The organism is Aquimarina sp. I32.4 (assembly GCF_002924285.1).
In the GTDB taxonomy this organism is placed as follows: domain Bacteria; phylum Bacteroidota; class Bacteroidia; order Flavobacteriales; family Flavobacteriaceae; genus Aquimarina.
Genome location: NZ_PGUB01000004.1, coordinates 68556 through 86875, shown reverse-complemented (window position 1 = coordinate 86875; position 18320 = coordinate 68556). Strand labels below are relative to the sequence as shown.

The window sequence follows — 18320 nt, the reverse complement described above, 5'->3', positions numbered from 1 at the left end:
AGAAAGTATGAGTAATGAACTTATAAAATCTATAGTAAGTAATCATCACTACTTAGACGCATTTATGCGAAGTTAATGTCCGTAAATTGTATTACTTATGGAGAAATGCTAAAATTATATACAAAAAAGAGAAGGATCAAGCTATCTATAATCATCTTACCAATTATGACTCCTCGTTTATCATCTTATTGGTTATATTTTGTAACATCTACATCATACAGATTAGCGTTAAACCTTGTAGATAGCATGCGTATTCCTGTGATTGCAAACGACAATCGCTTACAGCAAATATTAGAAATCACTCCTATAACTTACAGTAAAGCGCTGGGTCTTGCTTTCTTGAAAATTGAACAAAATCAAGTGGTTTCTAGCTGGAAAGATTCTATGGTAAGTGGACGCTTTAAAAAAAGTATTCAAAGACACATTGGTGTCCCCAAACGTGGTTGTTTTACGGATAAGCAAAAGATACGAGTTGTAGACACTCAAAAAACACTTAACCGCATTTGGTCAATTGGAGGGGACACTGGTTGGTATTACGGAAATTGGATGTGGAAAATAAGAGGTGATTTTGATAAACTTATGGGAGGAGTTGGTTTACGAAGAGGTAGAACACATTCTGATGAAATTTTTTCTGGTGATTCTTTACATTTTTGGAGAGTATTAGTGGCTGATAAAAAAGATATGCGTTTATTATTGTTTGCCGAAATGCGTATTCCCGGTGAAGCTTGGTTAGAATTCATTATCGATAAAGAAAACACCTTACATCTTACCGCTACATTTAGACCAAAAGGTATTTGGGGTAGACTATATTGGTATATAATGATTCCTTTTCATTATTTTATTTTCAGAGGCATGGTTCGTGAAATTACGTTAATAAACTAATTATACTAGGACAAAACGCTAAGTTTTATCGGTAAATCGCTTTCTTTTTAGTTTTTTTTATATATTTATTAAAATTACTGTATGAGGCAACTTTTGCTAATTATTTTCCTACCAACACTATTTACTTCGTGTAATTCTAAGCCTGTAAAAGATGCTGAATTACATAACTTGGTAACACTATTAATTGGCAAGTTCTCTAATAAAGAACAAGTTGAAAACGACACGGACTTTTCTCACCTTAATCTGGTAAATATTAGAATCTGGAAAGACAGACCTGGTTATTGGATATATTCTGAGGTTTATAGTGCTAAAGAAAATCAAAAAATTCACAATCAAAAAATATCTCATTACGAACGAATGGATTCTTCTACTTTTAAGAAAACTATTTATAAAATTTCAAACATAAAAAACAATACAGATACTAATTCTATAGGGGATAAAAAATCAATGATTAACAACCTTGAATTCTTTGACAATCTGTCTATTGAACGTCTTAAATTAGAAACTGGATGTCATGTGTATTTTAAGAAAAAGACTTCTACAATATACTCAGGAAAAACAAGTAAAAAATCATGTTATTGCAGTTCTGAACAACTTAATTACTCTACTAGTTCGTATGTAGTGAGCAGGGATAAAATATCTATTTGGACCAAAGGCTACAATAAAAAAGGAAAGCAAGTCTGGGGAAATATAAAAGGTCCTTTCAAATATAAAAAACTAGTAGATAATTAGTTTTTCCCAAACTAGATTATACTATAAAATCAGCTAGTGTTTTATTCTCTAATACTTTCAAAGTACTATCTCTCACCTCTATCATAACACTATGCACTGCACATAAAGCTTCATCGGGACAATCATCACATTTTTCATAAAAATTAAGGCTTACACAAGGAACCATAGCTATTGGCCCTTCTAGCACTCTTATTACAGAAGCCATGGTAATATCGATTGGTTCTTTAATAAGATAATATCCTCCTCCTTTTCCTTTCTTGGATCCTAAAAACCCAGTTTTTTTTAAGGTTAAAAGAATACTTTCTAAAAATTTCTGAGAAATATTCTCACTTTTTGCTATCTCAGAGATCAATACTGGTTCATTACATTTCTTTCGTGCAATATAAGTAAGTGCTTTTAAGCCATATTTCGTTTTTTTTGAAAGCATATTCTAATTGATTACAATCCTACAGTTTTTGATTACCCCTAATTCAAAACTCACTTATACCCTCTTTGGAAGAAAAATTTCTGCCATCATACAACGTGCACTTCCTCCTCCCAATGTTTCGATAGTAGTAAGATCACTATAAAGAATTTCACAATGCTGCTGTATTTTGGTTATTTGATCCCCTGTAAAGCTTTTGAATGCCGATGATGACATTACAAGATAACGTTTATCTTTTAATCCTACAACCTGTAACACATTACCTGCAAATCCAACCACTTGGTCTTCTGTAATTGATATTATCTCTTTACCATCATTTTTTAAATGGCTAATAAGGTTTTTTCTTTCTTTTTTATCATCAATACACTCTAAACATACTATTGCAAATGTTTCTCCTGCCCCCATCATAACATTGGTATGATATATTGGTAACCTTTTTGAGTCAACTGTCTGATAGGCCGTAAACATAACAGGAAAATACTCAAAATCTTCACAAAACTCGATAAACAAATCTTCATCTGCTCTTGAAGAAAGAGCACAATATGCTTTTCTATTTACTCTATCTAATACCAAACTACCAGTACCTTCAAGAAAAAACTCTTCGTTTTCGGCTTCGGTATAATCTATTATATTGTATATATCAAAACCAGAAGCTTCAATATGATCTAAAACTTCTGGCCTTCTTTCTTTTCTTCGGTTTTCCGCAAACATAGGGTACAACGCTACATTACCATTTTGATGAAATGACACCCAATTATTAGGAAAAATTGCATCAGGTGTATCCTTTTTTTTATCACCTTCAATCACAATCACTTCTATCCCGCTCTCTTTTAGCACTGCTACAAAAGTATCAAACTCTTGTATCACTTTTTCTAGAATATCCTGAGGAGATAAGCTTACAGATTTTTGGTAAAAATTATTGACAGCAGTTTGCTCATTCATCCTAAATTGTACTGGACGAATCATTACTACAGTATTAGTTACTTGTGTTTTCAAATAATTAATTTATCATTTTTTGAGAAATCGTCGCTGTTGTTGCTTTTAGTACCTCAAAAGCTGCTTCTGCCATCCTATTTCCTTTATTATCTAAAGTAGGATTAACCTCTACAACTTCAAAACACACTGTTTTCTCAGTTTTTATAAATGTCTGAATTATACGAATAGCCTCATCAATATCAAATCCTCTAGATACAGGAGTACCTGTTCCTTTTGATATCAAATCGCAATCCATGCTATCTACATCAAATGACACATAAATAACATCACAAGATTCGAGTCTTTCAACGGCTTCTTCCAAGCATTTTTCAAAACCGCGATAGCGCATTTCTTCTACAGTATAATTTTTAATATTATTATCTGCTATCATTTTTTCCTCTGCTTCCTCTGTATCCCTTACCCCGAAGTATACTACATGTTCATGTGCTACTTTTTGACCATCAACACCTATATTTTTCATTTTATTCCACAAATCTGCCGTCTCTTCTAATACTTGATTTGTTTTCAAATCAATATTATCACTAGCTAGCGCAGCGGCCAAAGGCATACCATGTATGTTTCCTGACGGTGATGTATATGGTGAGTGTATATCTGCATGAGCATCTATCCATACAACTCCTAATGTTTTTGTTGGATACGCTGCTTTTATTCCACTTATTGTCCCTAAAGCAGAGGAATGATCTCCTGACAAAACAATAGGATAGGTATTGTTTTTAAGATTCACAGACACACTATCACTTAATCTAGTACAAACTTTTAATACACTACTTATTCGTTTGGCAAATGAATTATTTACTTTATTGTATATAGTTTCATTCTCTGTTTCTACATCTTCAAAATCATATAGATTAAAATAATCATCCTTTTGATTTATTGCAGCAATTTCTATTGCATCAATCCCCATGTCAGAACCTCTGGTTCCTGCACCGATATCTGATCTGTTTTTTACTAATTTTATTTCTTTCATTATGTACTCCTGTTTTAATTGCTTTAAAAATATACAAACAAGCAAAACAACTTTTACTCTATTTACTTACTATATCCTTTCTTCTTCTCTGTTTTACCAATCTATATTTTGAAATATCTGGTAATAAAACAACAAAAGCCTTACTACTATTTTTTATAATGTAAGGCTTTTATTCTATACTTGAATCTTTTATCTCTTTTCTACTGCTACAAAAGATCTTTCATTCTCTCCAGTATATATTTGTCTTGGTCTACCTATTGGTTCTTTGCGAAGTCTCATTTCTCTCCATTGAGCAATCCAACCTGGTAATCTTCCTAGGGCAAACATCACAGTAAACATTTCTGTAGGAATACCTAAAGCTCTATATATAATCCCAGAATAAAAATCTACATTAGGATACAATTTTCTTTGCACAAAATACTCATCTTCAAGAGCTACTTTTGCTAATCCTTTTGCTATATCCAAAACAGGATCTTCAATCCCTAAGCTGCCTAACACTTCTTCTGCTGATTTTTTTATAATCTTAGCTCTTGGATCAAAATTCTTATATACTCTATGTCCAAATCCCATTAAACGGAACGGATCATTCTTATCTTTTGCTTTGGCGATATATTTAGCCGTATCACCTCCATCAGCTTTAATTGCTTCAAGCATCTCTATAACCGCCTGATTAGCACCCCCATGAAGTGGACCCCATAATGCAGAAATCCCTGCTGATAACGATGCAAATAACCCTGCATGAGAAGACCCTACTATTCTAACTGTTGAAGTAGAACAGTTTTGTTCATGATCTGCATGAAGTATTAATAATTTATCCAATGCATCATTAACTAGCTTATTAGCTTCATATGACTTGTTTGGTCTAGCAAACATCATTTTATGTAAATTCTCTACATAGCCCAATGAGTTATCTCCATAATCCAAAGGAAGGCTTTTTCTTTTTCTCATCGTCCAAGCTGCAAGTACCGGGAATTTTGCCAATATTTTCACAATAGCTCCGTACATTTCCTCTTCAGAATCAACATCTACCGACCCTGGGTTAAAAGCTATTAATGCACTGGTCAATGATGATAATACTCCCATTGGATGAGCACTTTTAGGAAATCCATCAAGGATTTTCTTCATATCTTCATCTACATGAGATTCTTCTTTTATATCTTTATCAAATTTTTCTAATTCTGTTGCTGTTGGTAATTCTCCAAAAATTAACAAATAAGCAACTTCTAAGAAATCAGCTTTTTCTGCTAATTCTTCTATAGAATATCCTCGGTATCTCAGGATTCCTTTTTCCCCATCGAGAAAAGTGACACCACTCTCACAACTTCCAGTATTTTTATACCCTGGGTCAATTGTAGTAACCCCTCCAGTTGCGCTTCTAAGTGTCTTAATATCAATCCCTAATTCGTTCTCTGTTCCTTCTATAATTGGAAACTCGTACTTATTACCGTCGATTTCTAACGTAGCTTTTTTTGACATTTGATTATTTTAGAATTTTGCTGTTATTGTAGAAATGCTAAAGTACGAAATATAGTGTTAAAATAGTATTAATCAGAGGATCAATTTTGGGGTAAAAATTCATTTTTATCATTATCAAAAAAAAAAAGGTGTCTTATATAAGACACCTCTTTTTTCACACCTTTTCTACAAGGTATTTATTTTACCTTAAAAGCATTTTCTTTTGGATAATATGCTATCGTTCCTAATTCTTCTTCTATACGAAGTAATTGGTTATATTTTGCCATTCTATCACTACGAGAAGCTGATCCCGTTTTGATCTGCCCTGTATTCAAAGCCACAGCTAAATCAGCAATAGTGTTATCTTCTGTTTCACCTGAACGGTGAGACATTACAGATGTATATCCTGCGTTATGAGCCATATTTACAGCTGCTATAGTTTCTGTAAGAGTCCCTATTTGATTTACTTTTATTAATATAGAATTTGCGATCCCATTTTGAATTCCCTTAGAAAGTCTTTCTACATTTGTTACAAACAAATCATCTCCCACTAACTGAGTTTTATCCCCAATTTTATCTGTTAGATATTTCCAACCATCCCAATCATTTTCATCCATACCATCCTCTATAGAAATAATTGGATATTTTGCAGCTAATTCTGCCAAATAATCTGCTTGCTCTTCACTTGTACGAATCACACCTTTATCTCCTTCAAACTTTGTATAGTCATATTTACCATCAACAAAAAACTCTGCTGCTGCACAGTCTAGTGCAACCATTATTTCATCACCAAACTTATATCCTGCTTTCTCTACTGCAAGAGCAATTGAATCTAAAGCATCTTCTGTACCATCTAATGCTGGAGCAAATCCTCCTTCATCACCTACAGCAGTACTCAGACCTCGGTCATGCAATACTTTTTTAAGGTTATGAAAAATCTCGGTTCCCATTTGCATTGCATGTGTAAAATTTTTGGCTTTTACAGGCATTACCATAAATTCTTGAAACGCAATCGGCGCATCACTATGAGATCCACCATTAATAATATTCATCATTGGTACTGGTAGTGTATTTGCACTAACTCCTCCTACATATCGATACAATGGCATATTAAGTTCATTTGCTGCTGCTTTCGCGGCTGCCAATGAAACTCCTAATATGGCATTTGCTCCAAGTTTTGATTTATTAGGTGTACCATCTAATTCGATCATTGTTTGATCTAATAAGTTTTGCTCAAATACAGAATACCCTAATAACTCTTCAGCAATTATTGTATTAACATTTTCAACAGCCTTCAGAACTCCTTTACCCATAAAGGTTTTTCCTCCATCACGTAATTCTACAGCTTCATGTTCTCCTGTAGATGCTCCAGAAGGAACTGCAGCTCTACCTAAAATACCATTTTCGGTAATCACGTCTACTTCTACTGTAGGGTTTCCTCGTGAATCTAAGATCTGTCTAGCGTGAATATTAATAATTACACTCATTTTTTTAATTTATTTTGTTGGATAATTTTAATTATTTGCAATATACAAAACCAGTAATTTTTAGCCTCTTTCAAAAAACTATAATTTAGTATAGAAACGATACTATTTTCAACAAGTTATTAACTACAACGTTATAGATCAAAACCTTATCTAAAAGACATTTCTAATTCCTACAACTACACTACTGATACCCTCTTACACTTTTGCTTTTTTAATATTTTCTATAAATTGGTCAAAAAGATATATTGAATCATTTGGACCTGGACTCGCTTCTGGGTGATATTGTACAGAAAAACAGTTCTTACTTTTCATTTTTATACCTGCAACCGTATCATCATTAAGGTGTACATGAGTAATCTCTACATCAGGGTGCTTTTCTGCTTCTTCTCTTCGTATAGCAAAACCATGGTTTTGTGATGTTATCTCTCCTTTTTGAGTTATTAGATTTTTAACTGGGTGATTAATTCCTCTATGCCCATTATGCATTTTATAAGTACCAATCCCGTTAGCCAATGCTACCACCTGATGTCCTAAACAAATACCGAATAGTGGCAAATCTTTTGCTATAATTTCTTTTGCTGTTGCAATAGCCTGTGTTAAAGGTTCTGGATCTCCAGGTCCATTTGACAAGAAGTAACCATCAGGATTCCATTCACTCATCTCTGCAAAAGTACTATCATAAGGAAACACTTTTACATAAGCATCTCTTTTTACAAGATTGCGTAAAATATTTTTCTTAATTCCGATATCTAATGCAGATATTTTATAAGTTGCATTCGAATCTCCCACAAAATATGGCTCTTTAGTAGACACCTTAGATGCTAACTCCAACCCATTCATATCAGGTACAACAGCTAATTTTTCTTTTAATTTATCGATATCGTCAATTTCTGTTGAGATAATAGCGTTCATAGCTCCATTATCTCTAATATAACTCACCAATGCCCTTGTATCAACATCAGAAATTGCAAGAAGATCATGCTTTTCTAAAAATTCTTGTAAAGAACTATCGGCAAGATCTCTAGAGTATTCATAACTGAAATTTTTAACTATCAAACCTGCTATTTTTATAGAGTCTGATTCTATTTCCTGCTCATTAGTTCCATAGTTTCCAATATGAGCATTTGTTGTTACCATTAACTGACCATAATATGATGGATCTGTAAAGATTTCTTGATACCCTGTCATACCGGTATTAAAACACACTTCACCAAAGGCGCTCCCTTCTCTTCCTACAGCTTTGCCATGGAAAATTGTACCATCTGCCAATAAAAGAATTGCTTTTTTCCGAGATTGATATTTCATCTGTTTTAAATAATTGTTTGTTATAATTTGGTGAAATTGATATAATAGTCCTGCTATACCTACCTCTCCTTTTTCAATTTGATATTTATTTCTTTAAAAGCTTTTTATCTAGATATTTTTTAAAATCTATCAAAAAAAAAGGATAAACGATGAACGTCTATCCTTTAGATTATTATGTGCGATTCGCATTTCCCATTTATTCTTCTTCAGAACTAGTGGTTTCAGCTGCAGGCGCAACAGGTGCAGATTCAGTTTTCTTTCCTCCTTTACCTCTTCTTCTTGATTTTTTCTTAGCAGGTTTACCAGCGTTATATAATTCATTATAATCTACTAATTCGATCATTGCCATATCAGCATTATCTCCTAATCGATTACCTAACTTTATAATTCTAGTGTACCCACCTGGTCTATCACCAACCTTAGATGCTACTTCTCTAAACAATTCAGTTACTGCATATTTATTACGCAATTTACTAAATACAATTCGTCTATTATGAGTTGTATCATCCTTAGATTTTGTTACCAAAGGTTCTACAAACTGCTTAAGAGCTTTTGCTTTTGCTACAGTTGTATTAATCCTTTTGTGTTCAATTAAGGAACAAGCCATATTCGCAAGCATAGCTTTACGATGCGCTGTTTTTCTACCTAAGTGATTTACTTTTTTTCCGTGTCTCATGACATTTTAATTTAATCATCATCTTGCATCTACCCTTTTTGGGGAGCAAATTATGATGAAATTAGTCTTTATCTAATTTGTATTTTGAAAGATCCATTCCAAAGTTAAGTCCCTTAACATTCACTAATTCTTCTAGCTCTGTCAAAGATTTCTTACCAAAATTACGAAACTTCATCAAATCATTCTTGTTGTAAGATACAAGATCTCCTAATGTATCTACTTCTGCAGCTTTTAAACAGTTTAACGCTCTTACAGAAAGATCCATATCGATCAACTTTGTTTTCAACAACTGTCTCATATGAAGTGATTCTTCATCATAAGTCTCAGTCTGTGCTATTTCATCTGCTTCTAGCGTAATACGCTCATCAGAGAATAACATAAAGTGATGTATTAAAATCTTAGCTGCTTCTGTCAATGCATCTTTTGGATGAATCGATCCATCAGTTACAATTTCGAAAACTAATTTTTCGTAATCTGTTTTTTGCTCTACACGATAATTCTCTATGCTATACTTTACATTCTTAATAGGAGTGTAAATAGAATCTGTAAAAATGGTTCCAATAGGAGCATTGGCTTTTTTGTTTTCCTCAGCAGGAACATAACCTCTACCTTTTTCAATGGTAATCTCAAGATTAAGTGCTACTTTTTTATCCATATTACAGATAACTAGATCAGGATTCAGCACTTGAAATCCAGAAATAAATTTCTGAAAATCTCCCGCTGTTAATTGCTCCTGTCCAGAAATAGAAATTGTCACAGACTCATTATCTATATCTTCAATTTGACGCTTGAAACGTACTTGCTTAAGATTTAAGATAATTTCTGTTACATCCTCTACTACACCAGATATTGCCGAGAATTCGTGATCTACACCTTCAATTCTAAGAGAAGTTATAGCAAATCCCTCTAAAGAAGATAGCAAAACTCTTCGTAAAGCGTTACCAACTGTTAATCCATATCCAGGTTCTAATGGTCTAAACTCAAATTTACCATTGAACTCTGTAGAGTCAATCATGATAACTTTATCGGGCTTCTGAAAATTTAATATTGCCATGTTATTGTTTCTTCTTTAGCGTTATTACTTAGAGTATAATTCGACAATGAATTGTTCATTAATATTTTCCGGAATTTGAATTCTAGCCGGAACTGAAACAAATGTCCCCTGTTTTGTGTCATTATTAAATGTAATCCACTCATACACCTTACTATTGTTAGCTAATGAATTCTGAATTACTTCTAATGACTTTGATTTTTCTCTTACTCCAACAACATCACCTGCTTTTAACTGATATGAAGGAATATTCACTTGCTCTCCATTAACAGTTATATGTCTATGAGAAACTAACTGTCTAGCACCTCTACGAGAATTAGACAATCCCATTCTGAAAACCACGTTATCCAAACGAGATTCACAAAGTTGAAGTAATACCTCACCAGTAATACCTTGTGCACGAGTTGCTTTTTCAAACATATTACGGAACTGACGCTCAAGAACACCATATGTATATTTAGCTTTTTGCTTTTCCATTAACTGGATAGCATACTCACTTTTCTTTCCTCTACGTCTATTGTTCCCGTGTTGACCTGGTGGGTAATTTCTTTTTTCGAATGATTTATCATCTCCGAATATCGCTTCACCAAATTTACGAGCGATTTTAGTTTTTGGACCAGTATATCTTGCCATTATTAATAATTTAGTTACTGAGAGCGACTATGAATTAAGGTCTCTTTCCTTCGATAATCTTTATCTCTCATCAATTAGATTTACTTATTGTATGTAAAAAAGATCCTGAAACAAGTTCAGGATTAGAATTAAACTCTACGTCTTTTTGGAGGACGACATCCATTATGTGGCATCGGCGTAACATCGATAATTTCAGAAACTTCTATTCCAGAATTATGAATAGAACGTATTGCTGATTCTCTACCGTTACCAGGTCCTTTAACGTATACTTTTACTTTCTTAAGACCTGCTTCGATTGCAACCTTAGCAGCATCTTCTGCAGCTAATTGCGCAGCATAAGGAGTATTCTTTTTAGAACCTCTAAATCCCATTTTACCAGCAGAAGACCAAGAAATAACGTCTCCTTTTTTATTTGTTAACGAAACAATAATGTTGTTAAAAGAAGCAGTTACATGCGCTTCTCCTACAGATTCAACAATTACTTTACGCTTTTTTGAAGTTGACTTTGCCATACTACTTATTATTTAGTCGCTTTTTTCTTATTAGCAACAGTTTTTCTTCTTCCTTTACGTGTTCTAGAGTTATTCTTAGTACGTTGTCCTCTTAATGGTAAACCAGCTCTGTGACGTATACCTCTATAGCATCCTATATCCATAAGACGCTTAATGTTCAACTGTACTTCAGAACGTAATTCTCCTTCTATGGTATAGGCTCCAACGGCTTCACGAATACGACCAATTTGGTCATCATCCCAATCAGAAACTTTTATACTATCATCTACTTTGGCAGTTTCTAAAATTTCTTTAGCTCTACTTCTACCAATTCCGAAGATATAGGTTAACGCTATAACTCCTCGCTTTTGTTTAGGTATATCTACCCCTGCAATTCTTGCCATAATTACCCTTGTCTTTGTTTAAATCTAGGATTCTTTTTATTAATTACGTAAAGACGGCCTTTTCTACGCACAATCTTGCACTCGGCACTTCTCTTTTTTATTGATGCTCTAACTTTCATCTTTTTGTTTTTTATATTCATAAAACACATTTTATGCTTTATGAACGAAATCAGTAACAAGATTTTTCGGCCTGCAAAAGTACACAAAAAATCTTAAAATACAATATTCTTAATTTATTTAGTATCTATATGTTATACGAGCCTTGGTCAAATCATAAGGACTCATTTCTAACTTCACCTTATCTCCTGGCAATAATTTGATGTAATGCATACGCATTTTACCAGATATATGCGCTGTCACTACGTGACCATTTTCTAGTTCTACACGGAACATTGCATTTGATAATGCTTCAATTATACTTCCGTCTTGTTCTATTGCTGGTTGTTTTGCCATTATGCTACTGCTTTTCGGTTTTTACCCGTTTTCATTAATCCATCGTAATGTCTGTTTAGAAGGTAAGAATTAACCTGTTGCATTGTATCTATAGCTACTCCTACCATAATTAGTAGAGAAGTACCGCCAAAGAACAATGCCCATCCTTGCTGAACATTTAATAGCTTTACTGCAATTGCAGGAAATATCGCTATCAAGGCCAAAAATATAGATCCTGGCAATGTAATCTGAGACATTATTTTATCTAAATATTCAGATGTTTCACTCCCTGGACGAATCCCTGGAATAAAACCTCCACTACGCTTTAAGTCGTCTGCCATTTTATTTGTAGGCACCGTAATTGCAGTATAGAAATAAGTAAATATGATAATTAACAAAGCAAACACCAAGTTATACCAAAATCCAAAAATATCACTAAACGCTGCTACTACTCCTTGAGAAGTTTCAGAATCCGAAAGACCCGCAACTGCTACTGGCACAAACATTATTGCTTGCGCAAAAATAATTGGCATAACACCTGAAGCATTTAGTTTTAATGGAATATACTGGCGAGAACCGAAAACATTTTTTTCATATCCTCCACCTGCAGTTCGTCTAGCATATTGTACCGGTATTTGACGTACTGCCATAACTAATAACACAGATGCTAATATTATAACAAACCATATTACCAATTCTATCAACACCATAATCATATCTCCTCCTTCTCCTGATACTCTAGAAGAAAAGTTTTGTACGAATGATTGCGGCAACGTTGCTATAATACCCACCATAATTAATAGAGATATACCGTTACCAATACCTTTATCCGTAATTTTTTCACCTAACCACATTGCAAAAACACAACCTGTCGATATAATGATTACAGAAGATACAACAAAAACAGTTTGACTTATCTCAGTACTAAATGCCGATGCAGGAAGTGTTGCAAACAAATTATAGATATATCCAGGACCTTGAATCAAGGTGATAGCAATAGTTAACCAACGTGTAATCTGGTTGATCTTTTTTCTACCACTTTCTCCTTCTTTTTGTAGTTTCTGCAAATAAGGAATTGCGATACCCATTAACTGCACTACAATTGATGCAGATATATACGGCATAATACCTAATGCAAACACAGAGGCATTAGCAAACGCCCCTCCTGTAAATGCATTAAGCAATCCCAACAAACCATCTTGAGTTTGAGATCCTAAACTTGCTAACTTCGAAGCATCTATTCCTGGAAGTACAACTTGTGCTCCTAATCGATATACCAATAGCAATCCAAGTGTTACTAAGATTCTATTTTTTAGTTCTTCGATTTTCCAAATGTTTTTTATTGTATCAATAAATTTCATGAATCGTCAATTATAAGGTTACTGCTTCACCACCTGCTGCTTCTATAGCAGCTTTTGCAGTGGATGTAAATTTATGAGCTGAGACTTTTAATTTTGCCTTCAGTTCACCTCTTCCCAATATTTTAACCAAATCATTTTTCCCCGCAAGACGTGTAGCTAAAATCACATCCAAGTCTACAGTATCTGTAACTTTTCCATCATCTACTAATTTCTGTAGTGTGTCTAAATTAATCCCTTGATACTCTTTTCTGTTAATGTTCTTAAAACCAAATTTTGGCACACGTCTCTGAAGTGGCATCTGCCCTCCTTCAAAACCGATCTTTTTAGAATATCCAGAACGTGACTTTGCTCCTTTGTGACCACGAGTGGCAGTCCCTCCTTTTCCAGAGCCTTGTCCACGACCTACTCGCTTAGTATTATTTTTTACTGAACCTGCAGCAGGTTTTAAGTTACTTAAATCCATGTGCTTATATTATTTTGTTTCTATCGAAACTAAATGTTTAACTTTATTTACCATCCCAAGGATATTAGGAGTATCATCATGCTCCACAACCTGGCCGATCTTCTTAAGACCAAGAGCCTCTAAGGTCCTCTTCTGTCTTTGAGTACGGTTAATCGCACTTTTTACTTTTGTGATTTTAATCTTTGCCATCGTTCCTGAATTTATCCTTTAAACACTTTCTCCAATGAAACACCACGTTGAACAGCTACTTGTTGCGCACTACGCAATTGTAACAATGCATCAAATGTTGCTTTCACCACATTATGAGGGTTAGACGATCCTTGGTTTTTAGAAAGTACATCATGTACTCCTACTGCTTCTAATACCGCACGTATTGCACCACCTGCAATTACTCCAGTACCAGTAGCAGCTGGCATTAATAACACACGTGCTCCTCCGTATTTACCTTTTTGCTCATGAGGTAATGTTCCTTTATGCAATGGTATGCGAACCAAATTCTTTTTTGCATCTTCTACTGCTTTTGCAATAGCCTCTGCTACTTCTTTAGATTTACCCAAACCATGACCTACTACTCCGTTCTCGTCACCTACAACAACTATCGCTGAAAAACCAAAGGCTCTACCACCTTTAGTTACTTTAGTTACACGTTGTACTCCTACTAAACGATCTTTAAGTTCAAGCCCGCTTGGTTTTACTAATTCTGCGTTTTTATATTTTTGATACATAATTTCTTAGAATTTAAGTCCTGCTTCTCTAGCACCGTCTGCTAATGATTTTACTCTACCGTGATACAAATACCCTCCTCTATCAAAGGATACTGTTTCTACACCAGCTTTCTTAGCTTTTTCTGCAAGCGCTTTTCCAACCAAGTTTGCTTTTTCTATTTTATTTCCTGCTGCTGAAGCAATGTCTTTATCTCTTGAAGAAGCTGCACCGATAGTTTTACCAGATACATCATCTATGATTTGCGCATAGATTTCTTTGTTACTTCTAAAAACAGATAATCTAGGACGTTGTTCTGTTCCGTTTACACTACCACGGATACGCTTTCTTATCTTTAATCTTCTTAAATCTTTTGAGAATGCCATAACGTTAGTATTATGCAGATTTACCTGCTTTTCTTCTTAATTGTTCTCCTACGAATTTGATTCCTTTCCCTTTATAAGGCTCTGGCTTACGGAAGCTTCTAATTTTAGCTGCTATCTGACCCACCAATTGCTTATCATGAGAACTTAATTTTACGATAGGGTTTTTACCTTTTTCTGAAATAGTTTCAACTTTCACTTCTGGAGCTAAGTCTAACACTATGTTATGAGAGAATCCTAAGGCCAAATCTAATTTTTGACCTTGATTAGAAGCTCTATAACCAACTCCTACCAATTCTAATTCTTTGGTAAAACCTTCAGAAACACCTATAATCATATTATTAATCAAAGCTCTGTACAATCCGTGCTTTGCTTTATGATCTTTAACTTCACTAGGTCTCTCCAAAACTACTTGGCTCTCTTCAACTTTCACCTCGATACTATCGATCTCTTGAGAAAGTTCTCCTAATTTTCCTTTAACAGTAACAACATTACCTTTCACCTCTACAGTGACACCAGACGGAATAGTTACTGGATTTTTTCCTATTCTTGACATTTCTTTTGTCTTTTATACTGTTAATATACGTAACAAAGTACTTCACCACCTACATTCTCTTGTCTAGCTTTTTTACCAGTCATTACTCCATGAGAAGTAGATACTATTGCAATCCCTAATCCGTTAAGAATTCTAGGTATCTCAGAAGATCCAGCATACTTACGTAAACCTGGCTTACTGATTCTCTGTAATTCTTTAATAACCGGTTCTTTGGTTATTTTGTCGTATTTAAGCGCTATCTTGATAGTACCTTGTGTTGTATTATCTTCAAATTTATAACTTAAAATATATCCTTGATCGAATAATATTTTAGTGATCTCTTTTTTAACCTTTGATGCTGGTATCTCAACAACTCTGTGTTGAGCACTATTTGCATTACGTATTCTGGTTAAATAATCTGCTATAGGATCTGTATTCATTGTCTATAATTTATGATATTGGTTTTCGAAAATAGTCCGAACCTTATACCAATTAATTTACTTTATTATTACCAACTAGCTTTTGTTACTCCAGGTATCAACCCTTTATTAGCCATCTCTCTAAATGTAACACGAGAAATTCCAAACTGACGCATATATCCTTTTGGTCTTCCTGTTAATTTACATCTATTATGTTTACGAACTGGTGATGCGTTTTTTGGCAATTTCTGTAAAGCATCATAATCTCCAGCTTCTTTTAAAGCTTTGCGCTTCTCAGCGTATTTCTCTACAGTTTTAGCTCTTTTCACCTCACGGGCTTTCATTGATTCTTTAGCCATAATTAATTCTTTTTAAAAGGTAATCCTAGTTCGGTTAACAATGATTTTGCTTCTTTATCAGTCTTAGCTGAAGTTTCAAATGTAATATTCATTCCTGAAATCTTATTAACTTTATCAATATCAATTTCTGGAAAAATAATTTGTTCAGTAATTCCTAAAGAGTAATTACCTCTACCATCAAATCCTGTAGCTTTAATTCCGCTAAAATCTCTAACACGTGGTAATGCAGAAGTAATTAAACGATCTAAAAACTCATACATTCTTTCTCCTCTTAACGTAACTTTTGCACCAATTGGCATTCCTTTACGTAACTTGAAAGTTGCAACATCTTTTTTAGAAATCGTAGCTATAGCTTTCTGACCAGTGATTGTTGTTAATTCATCTACTGCATAGTCAATTAACTTTTTATCAGCTACTGCTGCTCCAACACCTCTACTCAAAACTATTTTTTTAAGCTTAGGTACTTGCATTACATTATCATAGCTGAATTCTTCTGTAAGAGTTGACATTACTTTGCCCTTATACTCTTGTTTTAATCTTGGGATATAAGCCATAACTATATTACTTCATTAGATTTTTTAGAAAATCTTACTTTCTTATCTCCTTCTACTCTATATCCAACTCTAGTAGTTTCTCCTTTTGAAGTTAACAACGATAAGTTAGAAATATGAATAGGAGCTTCTTGCTTTACAATACCTCCTTGTGGGCTTGCTGCACTAGGCTTTTTGTGTTTAGATACTAAATTAACACCTTCTACAATCGCCTTGTTTTTATCTTTCAATACTTTTTGAACTATTCCCTCTTGACCTTTATTGTCTCCAGCGATAACTCGTACCGTATCTCCTGATTTTATTTTTAGCTTTGTCATTTTCACAACTATTATTAAAGCACTTCTGGCGCTAGTGAAACAATCTTCATGAACTGCTTATCACGAAGTTCTCTTGCTACTGGACCAAAAACACGGGTTCCTCTCATTTCTCCTGTAGGGTTCAAAAGAACACATGCATTGTCATCGAAACGAATATAAGAACCGTCTGGTCTACGCACTTCTTTTTTGGTACGAACTACAACTGCAGTAGAAACGGCTCCTTTCTTAATGTTTCCATTTGGAGTTGCTTCTTTTACACTGACAACTATTTTGTCTCCTACAGAGGCGTATCTTCTTTTTGTACCGCCTAAAACACGGATGACCAAAACTTCTTTCCCTCCTGTGTTATCGGCTACTTTTAATCTAGACTCTTGTTGTACCATAATTACTTAGCTCTTTCAATTACTTCTACTAATCTCCAGCATTTGGTTTTACTCATAGGTCTTGTTTCCATGATCTTTACAGTATCACCAATATTGCAATCGTTTTTCTCGTCGTGTGCAACGTATCTTTTCGTTTTTAACACGAACTTTCCGTACATCGGGTGTTTTACTTTTTTAACTTCAGAAACCACAATTGATTTCTGCATTTTGTTACTAGTAACAACTCCTATACGTTCTTTTCTTAAATTTCTTTTTTCCATCTTTCAGCAGAATTAACCGTTTAATTCTCTTTTTGTTAGCTCTGTAGCCATTCTCGCTATAAATCTTCTTACTTTACGTAATTGTAAAGGATTCTCTAATGGAGACATAGCGTGAGCCATTCTTAAATCTGAATACTCTTTTTGAGATTTACCAAGTTCCTCTTGTAATTCAGCTGTAGATAATTCTTTTACTTCTGATTGTTTCATAATCTCTCAAATATTAAGCTTGATAATCTCTAGCTACGATAAACTTAGTTTTTACAGGAAGCTTTTGAGCTGCCAGACGTAATGCTTCTTTAGCAACATCATAAGGCACTCCACTTATTTCGAATAATATTCTTCCTGGTTTTACTACTGCTGCCCAATACTCAACAGCACCTTTCCCTTTACCCATACGTACTTCGAGAGGCTTTTTTGTAATAGGCTTATCTGGGAATATTTTAATCCACAGAGATCCTTCTCTCTTCATATAACGAGTAGCTGAAATACGAGCTGCTTCAATTTGTCTAGCTGTAACAAAACTTGAATCTAATGATTTGATTCCGAAAGTACCGTTAGAAAGTGTATGCCCTCTTTGAGAAAGACCTTTCATACGTCCTTTTTGTTGTTTACGGAATTTTGTTCTTTTAGGCTGTAACATTGTTAATTTACT

General features: G+C 34.1%; 29 protein-coding genes. 2 read left to right on the top strand and 27 right to left on the bottom strand.

The genetic code is table 11. From position 1 onward, the window contains the following. Positions 1 to 75: 75 nt before the first annotated feature. Positions 76 to 882, top strand: coding sequence for an SDR family oxidoreductase (locus CVD18_RS01680; RefSeq protein ID WP_103863708.1), 807 nt, complete (start codon positions 76 to 78; stop codon positions 880 to 882). An 81-nt stretch (positions 883 to 963) separates the two neighbouring features. Beyond that, complete coding sequence (locus CVD18_RS01675; RefSeq protein ID WP_103863707.1) at positions 964 to 1614, top strand: chromophore lyase CpcT/CpeT; 651 nt, start codon at positions 964 to 966, stop codon at positions 1612 to 1614. A 16-nt stretch (positions 1615 to 1630) separates the two neighbouring features. Here CVD18_RS01675 and CVD18_RS01670 read toward each other — a convergent pair whose 3' ends face one another. The 27 genes from CVD18_RS01670 to rplP form a co-directional block, all read right to left on the bottom strand. Beyond that, a complete protein-coding gene (locus CVD18_RS01670; RefSeq protein ID WP_103863706.1) occupies positions 1631 to 2041 on the bottom strand; it encodes an Rrf2 family transcriptional regulator in 411 nt (136 codons plus the stop codon). A 54-nt stretch (positions 2042 to 2095) separates the two neighbouring features. Continuing rightward, entirely contained in the window at positions 2096 to 3004 is a 909-nt protein-coding gene (ctlX, locus tag CVD18_RS01665) for a citrulline utilization hydrolase CtlX (RefSeq protein WP_103863715.1), read from the bottom strand. Positions 3005 to 3038: 34 nt separating this feature from the next. After that, entirely contained in the window at positions 3039 to 4001 is a 963-nt protein-coding gene (gene rocF / locus CVD18_RS01660) for an arginase (protein ID WP_233194448.1), read from the bottom strand. Between the two features lie 189 nt (positions 4002 to 4190). After that, complete coding sequence (locus CVD18_RS01655; protein ID WP_103863705.1) at positions 4191 to 5477, bottom strand: citrate synthase; 1287 nt, start codon at positions 5475 to 5477, stop codon at positions 4191 to 4193. A gap of 176 nt (positions 5478 to 5653) precedes the next feature. Further along, positions 5654 to 6943 carry a phosphopyruvate hydratase gene (gene eno, locus CVD18_RS01650; protein WP_103863704.1) on the bottom strand — a complete coding sequence of 430 codons (1290 nt, stop codon included), beginning with the start codon at positions 6941 to 6943 and terminating at the stop codon, positions 5654 to 5656. 195 nt (positions 6944 to 7138) lie between these two features. Next, positions 7139 to 8248, bottom strand: a complete 1110-nt coding sequence (carA, locus tag CVD18_RS01645; protein ID WP_103863703.1) for a glutamine-hydrolyzing carbamoyl-phosphate synthase small subunit — start codon at positions 8246 to 8248, stop codon at positions 7139 to 7141. A 196-nt stretch (positions 8249 to 8444) separates the two neighbouring features. Beyond that, positions 8445 to 8924: a 50S ribosomal protein L17 gene (rplQ, locus tag CVD18_RS01640; protein ID WP_103863702.1), complete on the bottom strand. Its 480-nt coding sequence runs from the start codon at positions 8922 to 8924 to the stop codon at positions 8445 to 8447. Between the two features lie 61 nt (positions 8925 to 8985). Next, positions 8986 to 9978, bottom strand: a complete 993-nt coding sequence (locus tag CVD18_RS01635; protein ID WP_103863701.1) for a DNA-directed RNA polymerase subunit alpha — start codon at positions 9976 to 9978, stop codon at positions 8986 to 8988. Positions 9979 to 10002: 24 nt separating this feature from the next. Further along, positions 10003 to 10608, bottom strand: coding sequence for a 30S ribosomal protein S4 (gene rpsD, locus CVD18_RS01630; RefSeq protein ID WP_103863700.1), 606 nt, complete (start codon positions 10606 to 10608; stop codon positions 10003 to 10005). Positions 10609 to 10736: 128 nt separating this feature from the next. Next, positions 10737 to 11120, bottom strand: coding sequence for a 30S ribosomal protein S11 (gene rpsK, locus CVD18_RS01625; RefSeq protein WP_027392532.1), 384 nt, complete (start codon positions 11118 to 11120; stop codon positions 10737 to 10739). 8 nt (positions 11121 to 11128) lie between these two features. Next, positions 11129 to 11503: a 30S ribosomal protein S13 gene (gene rpsM / locus CVD18_RS01620; RefSeq protein ID WP_103863699.1), complete on the bottom strand. Its 375-nt coding sequence runs from the start codon at positions 11501 to 11503 to the stop codon at positions 11129 to 11131. Positions 11504 to 11505: 2 nt separating this feature from the next. Beyond that, positions 11506 to 11622, bottom strand: coding sequence for a type B 50S ribosomal protein L36 (gene ykgO, locus CVD18_RS01615; protein WP_013621733.1), 117 nt, complete (start codon positions 11620 to 11622; stop codon positions 11506 to 11508). A 118-nt stretch (positions 11623 to 11740) separates the two neighbouring features. Next, positions 11741 to 11956 (bottom strand): translation initiation factor IF-1, encoded by a 216-nt coding sequence (gene infA / locus CVD18_RS01610; RefSeq protein ID WP_008613577.1) that lies wholly within the window; start codon positions 11954 to 11956, stop codon positions 11741 to 11743. After that, positions 11956 to 13296, bottom strand: a complete 1341-nt coding sequence (secY, locus tag CVD18_RS01605; protein ID WP_103863698.1) for a preprotein translocase subunit SecY — start codon at positions 13294 to 13296, stop codon at positions 11956 to 11958. Before secY ends, infA begins: the two co-directional genes overlap by 1 nt. Before the next feature lie 10 nt (positions 13297 to 13306). Next, complete coding sequence (gene rplO, locus CVD18_RS01600) at positions 13307 to 13759, bottom strand: 50S ribosomal protein L15 (RefSeq protein WP_103863697.1); 453 nt, start codon at positions 13757 to 13759, stop codon at positions 13307 to 13309. 9 nt (positions 13760 to 13768) lie between these two features. Beyond that, positions 13769 to 13948: a 50S ribosomal protein L30 gene (rpmD, locus tag CVD18_RS01595; RefSeq protein WP_103863696.1), complete on the bottom strand. Its 180-nt coding sequence runs from the start codon at positions 13946 to 13948 to the stop codon at positions 13769 to 13771. 11 nt (positions 13949 to 13959) lie between these two features. Continuing rightward, positions 13960 to 14484, bottom strand: coding sequence for a 30S ribosomal protein S5 (rpsE, locus tag CVD18_RS01590; protein WP_103863695.1), 525 nt, complete (start codon positions 14482 to 14484; stop codon positions 13960 to 13962). Positions 14485 to 14490: 6 nt separating this feature from the next. Beyond that, positions 14491 to 14847: a 50S ribosomal protein L18 gene (rplR, locus tag CVD18_RS01585; protein ID WP_103863694.1), complete on the bottom strand. Its 357-nt coding sequence runs from the start codon at positions 14845 to 14847 to the stop codon at positions 14491 to 14493. A 10-nt stretch (positions 14848 to 14857) separates the two neighbouring features. Continuing rightward, the gene (rplF, locus tag CVD18_RS01580; protein WP_103863693.1) at positions 14858 to 15400 is read right to left on the bottom strand and encodes a 50S ribosomal protein L6; all 543 of its coding nucleotides are present in this window, start codon (positions 15398 to 15400) and stop codon (positions 14858 to 14860) included. A 20-nt stretch (positions 15401 to 15420) separates the two neighbouring features. After that, entirely contained in the window at positions 15421 to 15819 is a 399-nt protein-coding gene (rpsH, locus tag CVD18_RS01575) for a 30S ribosomal protein S8 (protein ID WP_103863692.1), read from the bottom strand. Positions 15820 to 15887: 68 nt separating this feature from the next. Further along, a complete protein-coding gene (gene rpsN, locus CVD18_RS01570; RefSeq protein ID WP_024770867.1) occupies positions 15888 to 16157 on the bottom strand; it encodes a 30S ribosomal protein S14 in 270 nt (89 codons plus the stop codon). 2 nt (positions 16158 to 16159) lie between these two features. Continuing rightward, complete coding sequence (gene rplE / locus CVD18_RS01565) at positions 16160 to 16711, bottom strand: 50S ribosomal protein L5 (protein ID WP_103863691.1); 552 nt, start codon at positions 16709 to 16711, stop codon at positions 16160 to 16162. Positions 16712 to 16713: 2 nt separating this feature from the next. Further along, positions 16714 to 17025: a 50S ribosomal protein L24 gene (rplX, locus tag CVD18_RS01560; protein ID WP_103863690.1), complete on the bottom strand. Its 312-nt coding sequence runs from the start codon at positions 17023 to 17025 to the stop codon at positions 16714 to 16716. Between the two features lie 14 nt (positions 17026 to 17039). Further along, the gene (gene rplN / locus CVD18_RS01555; RefSeq protein ID WP_025741865.1) at positions 17040 to 17408 is read right to left on the bottom strand and encodes a 50S ribosomal protein L14; all 369 of its coding nucleotides are present in this window, start codon (positions 17406 to 17408) and stop codon (positions 17040 to 17042) included. Between the two features lie 2 nt (positions 17409 to 17410). After that, on the bottom strand, positions 17411 to 17668 hold the full coding sequence (gene rpsQ / locus CVD18_RS01550; protein ID WP_103863689.1) for a 30S ribosomal protein S17: 258 nt from the start codon (positions 17666 to 17668) through the stop codon (positions 17411 to 17413). A 12-nt stretch (positions 17669 to 17680) separates the two neighbouring features. Further along, positions 17681 to 17875, bottom strand: coding sequence for a 50S ribosomal protein L29 (gene rpmC, locus CVD18_RS01545; protein ID WP_103863688.1), 195 nt, complete (start codon positions 17873 to 17875; stop codon positions 17681 to 17683). A 13-nt stretch (positions 17876 to 17888) separates the two neighbouring features. Next, positions 17889 to 18308: a 50S ribosomal protein L16 gene (gene rplP, locus CVD18_RS01540; RefSeq protein WP_025666451.1), complete on the bottom strand. Its 420-nt coding sequence runs from the start codon at positions 18306 to 18308 to the stop codon at positions 17889 to 17891. Positions 18309 to 18320 lie beyond the last annotated feature (12 nt).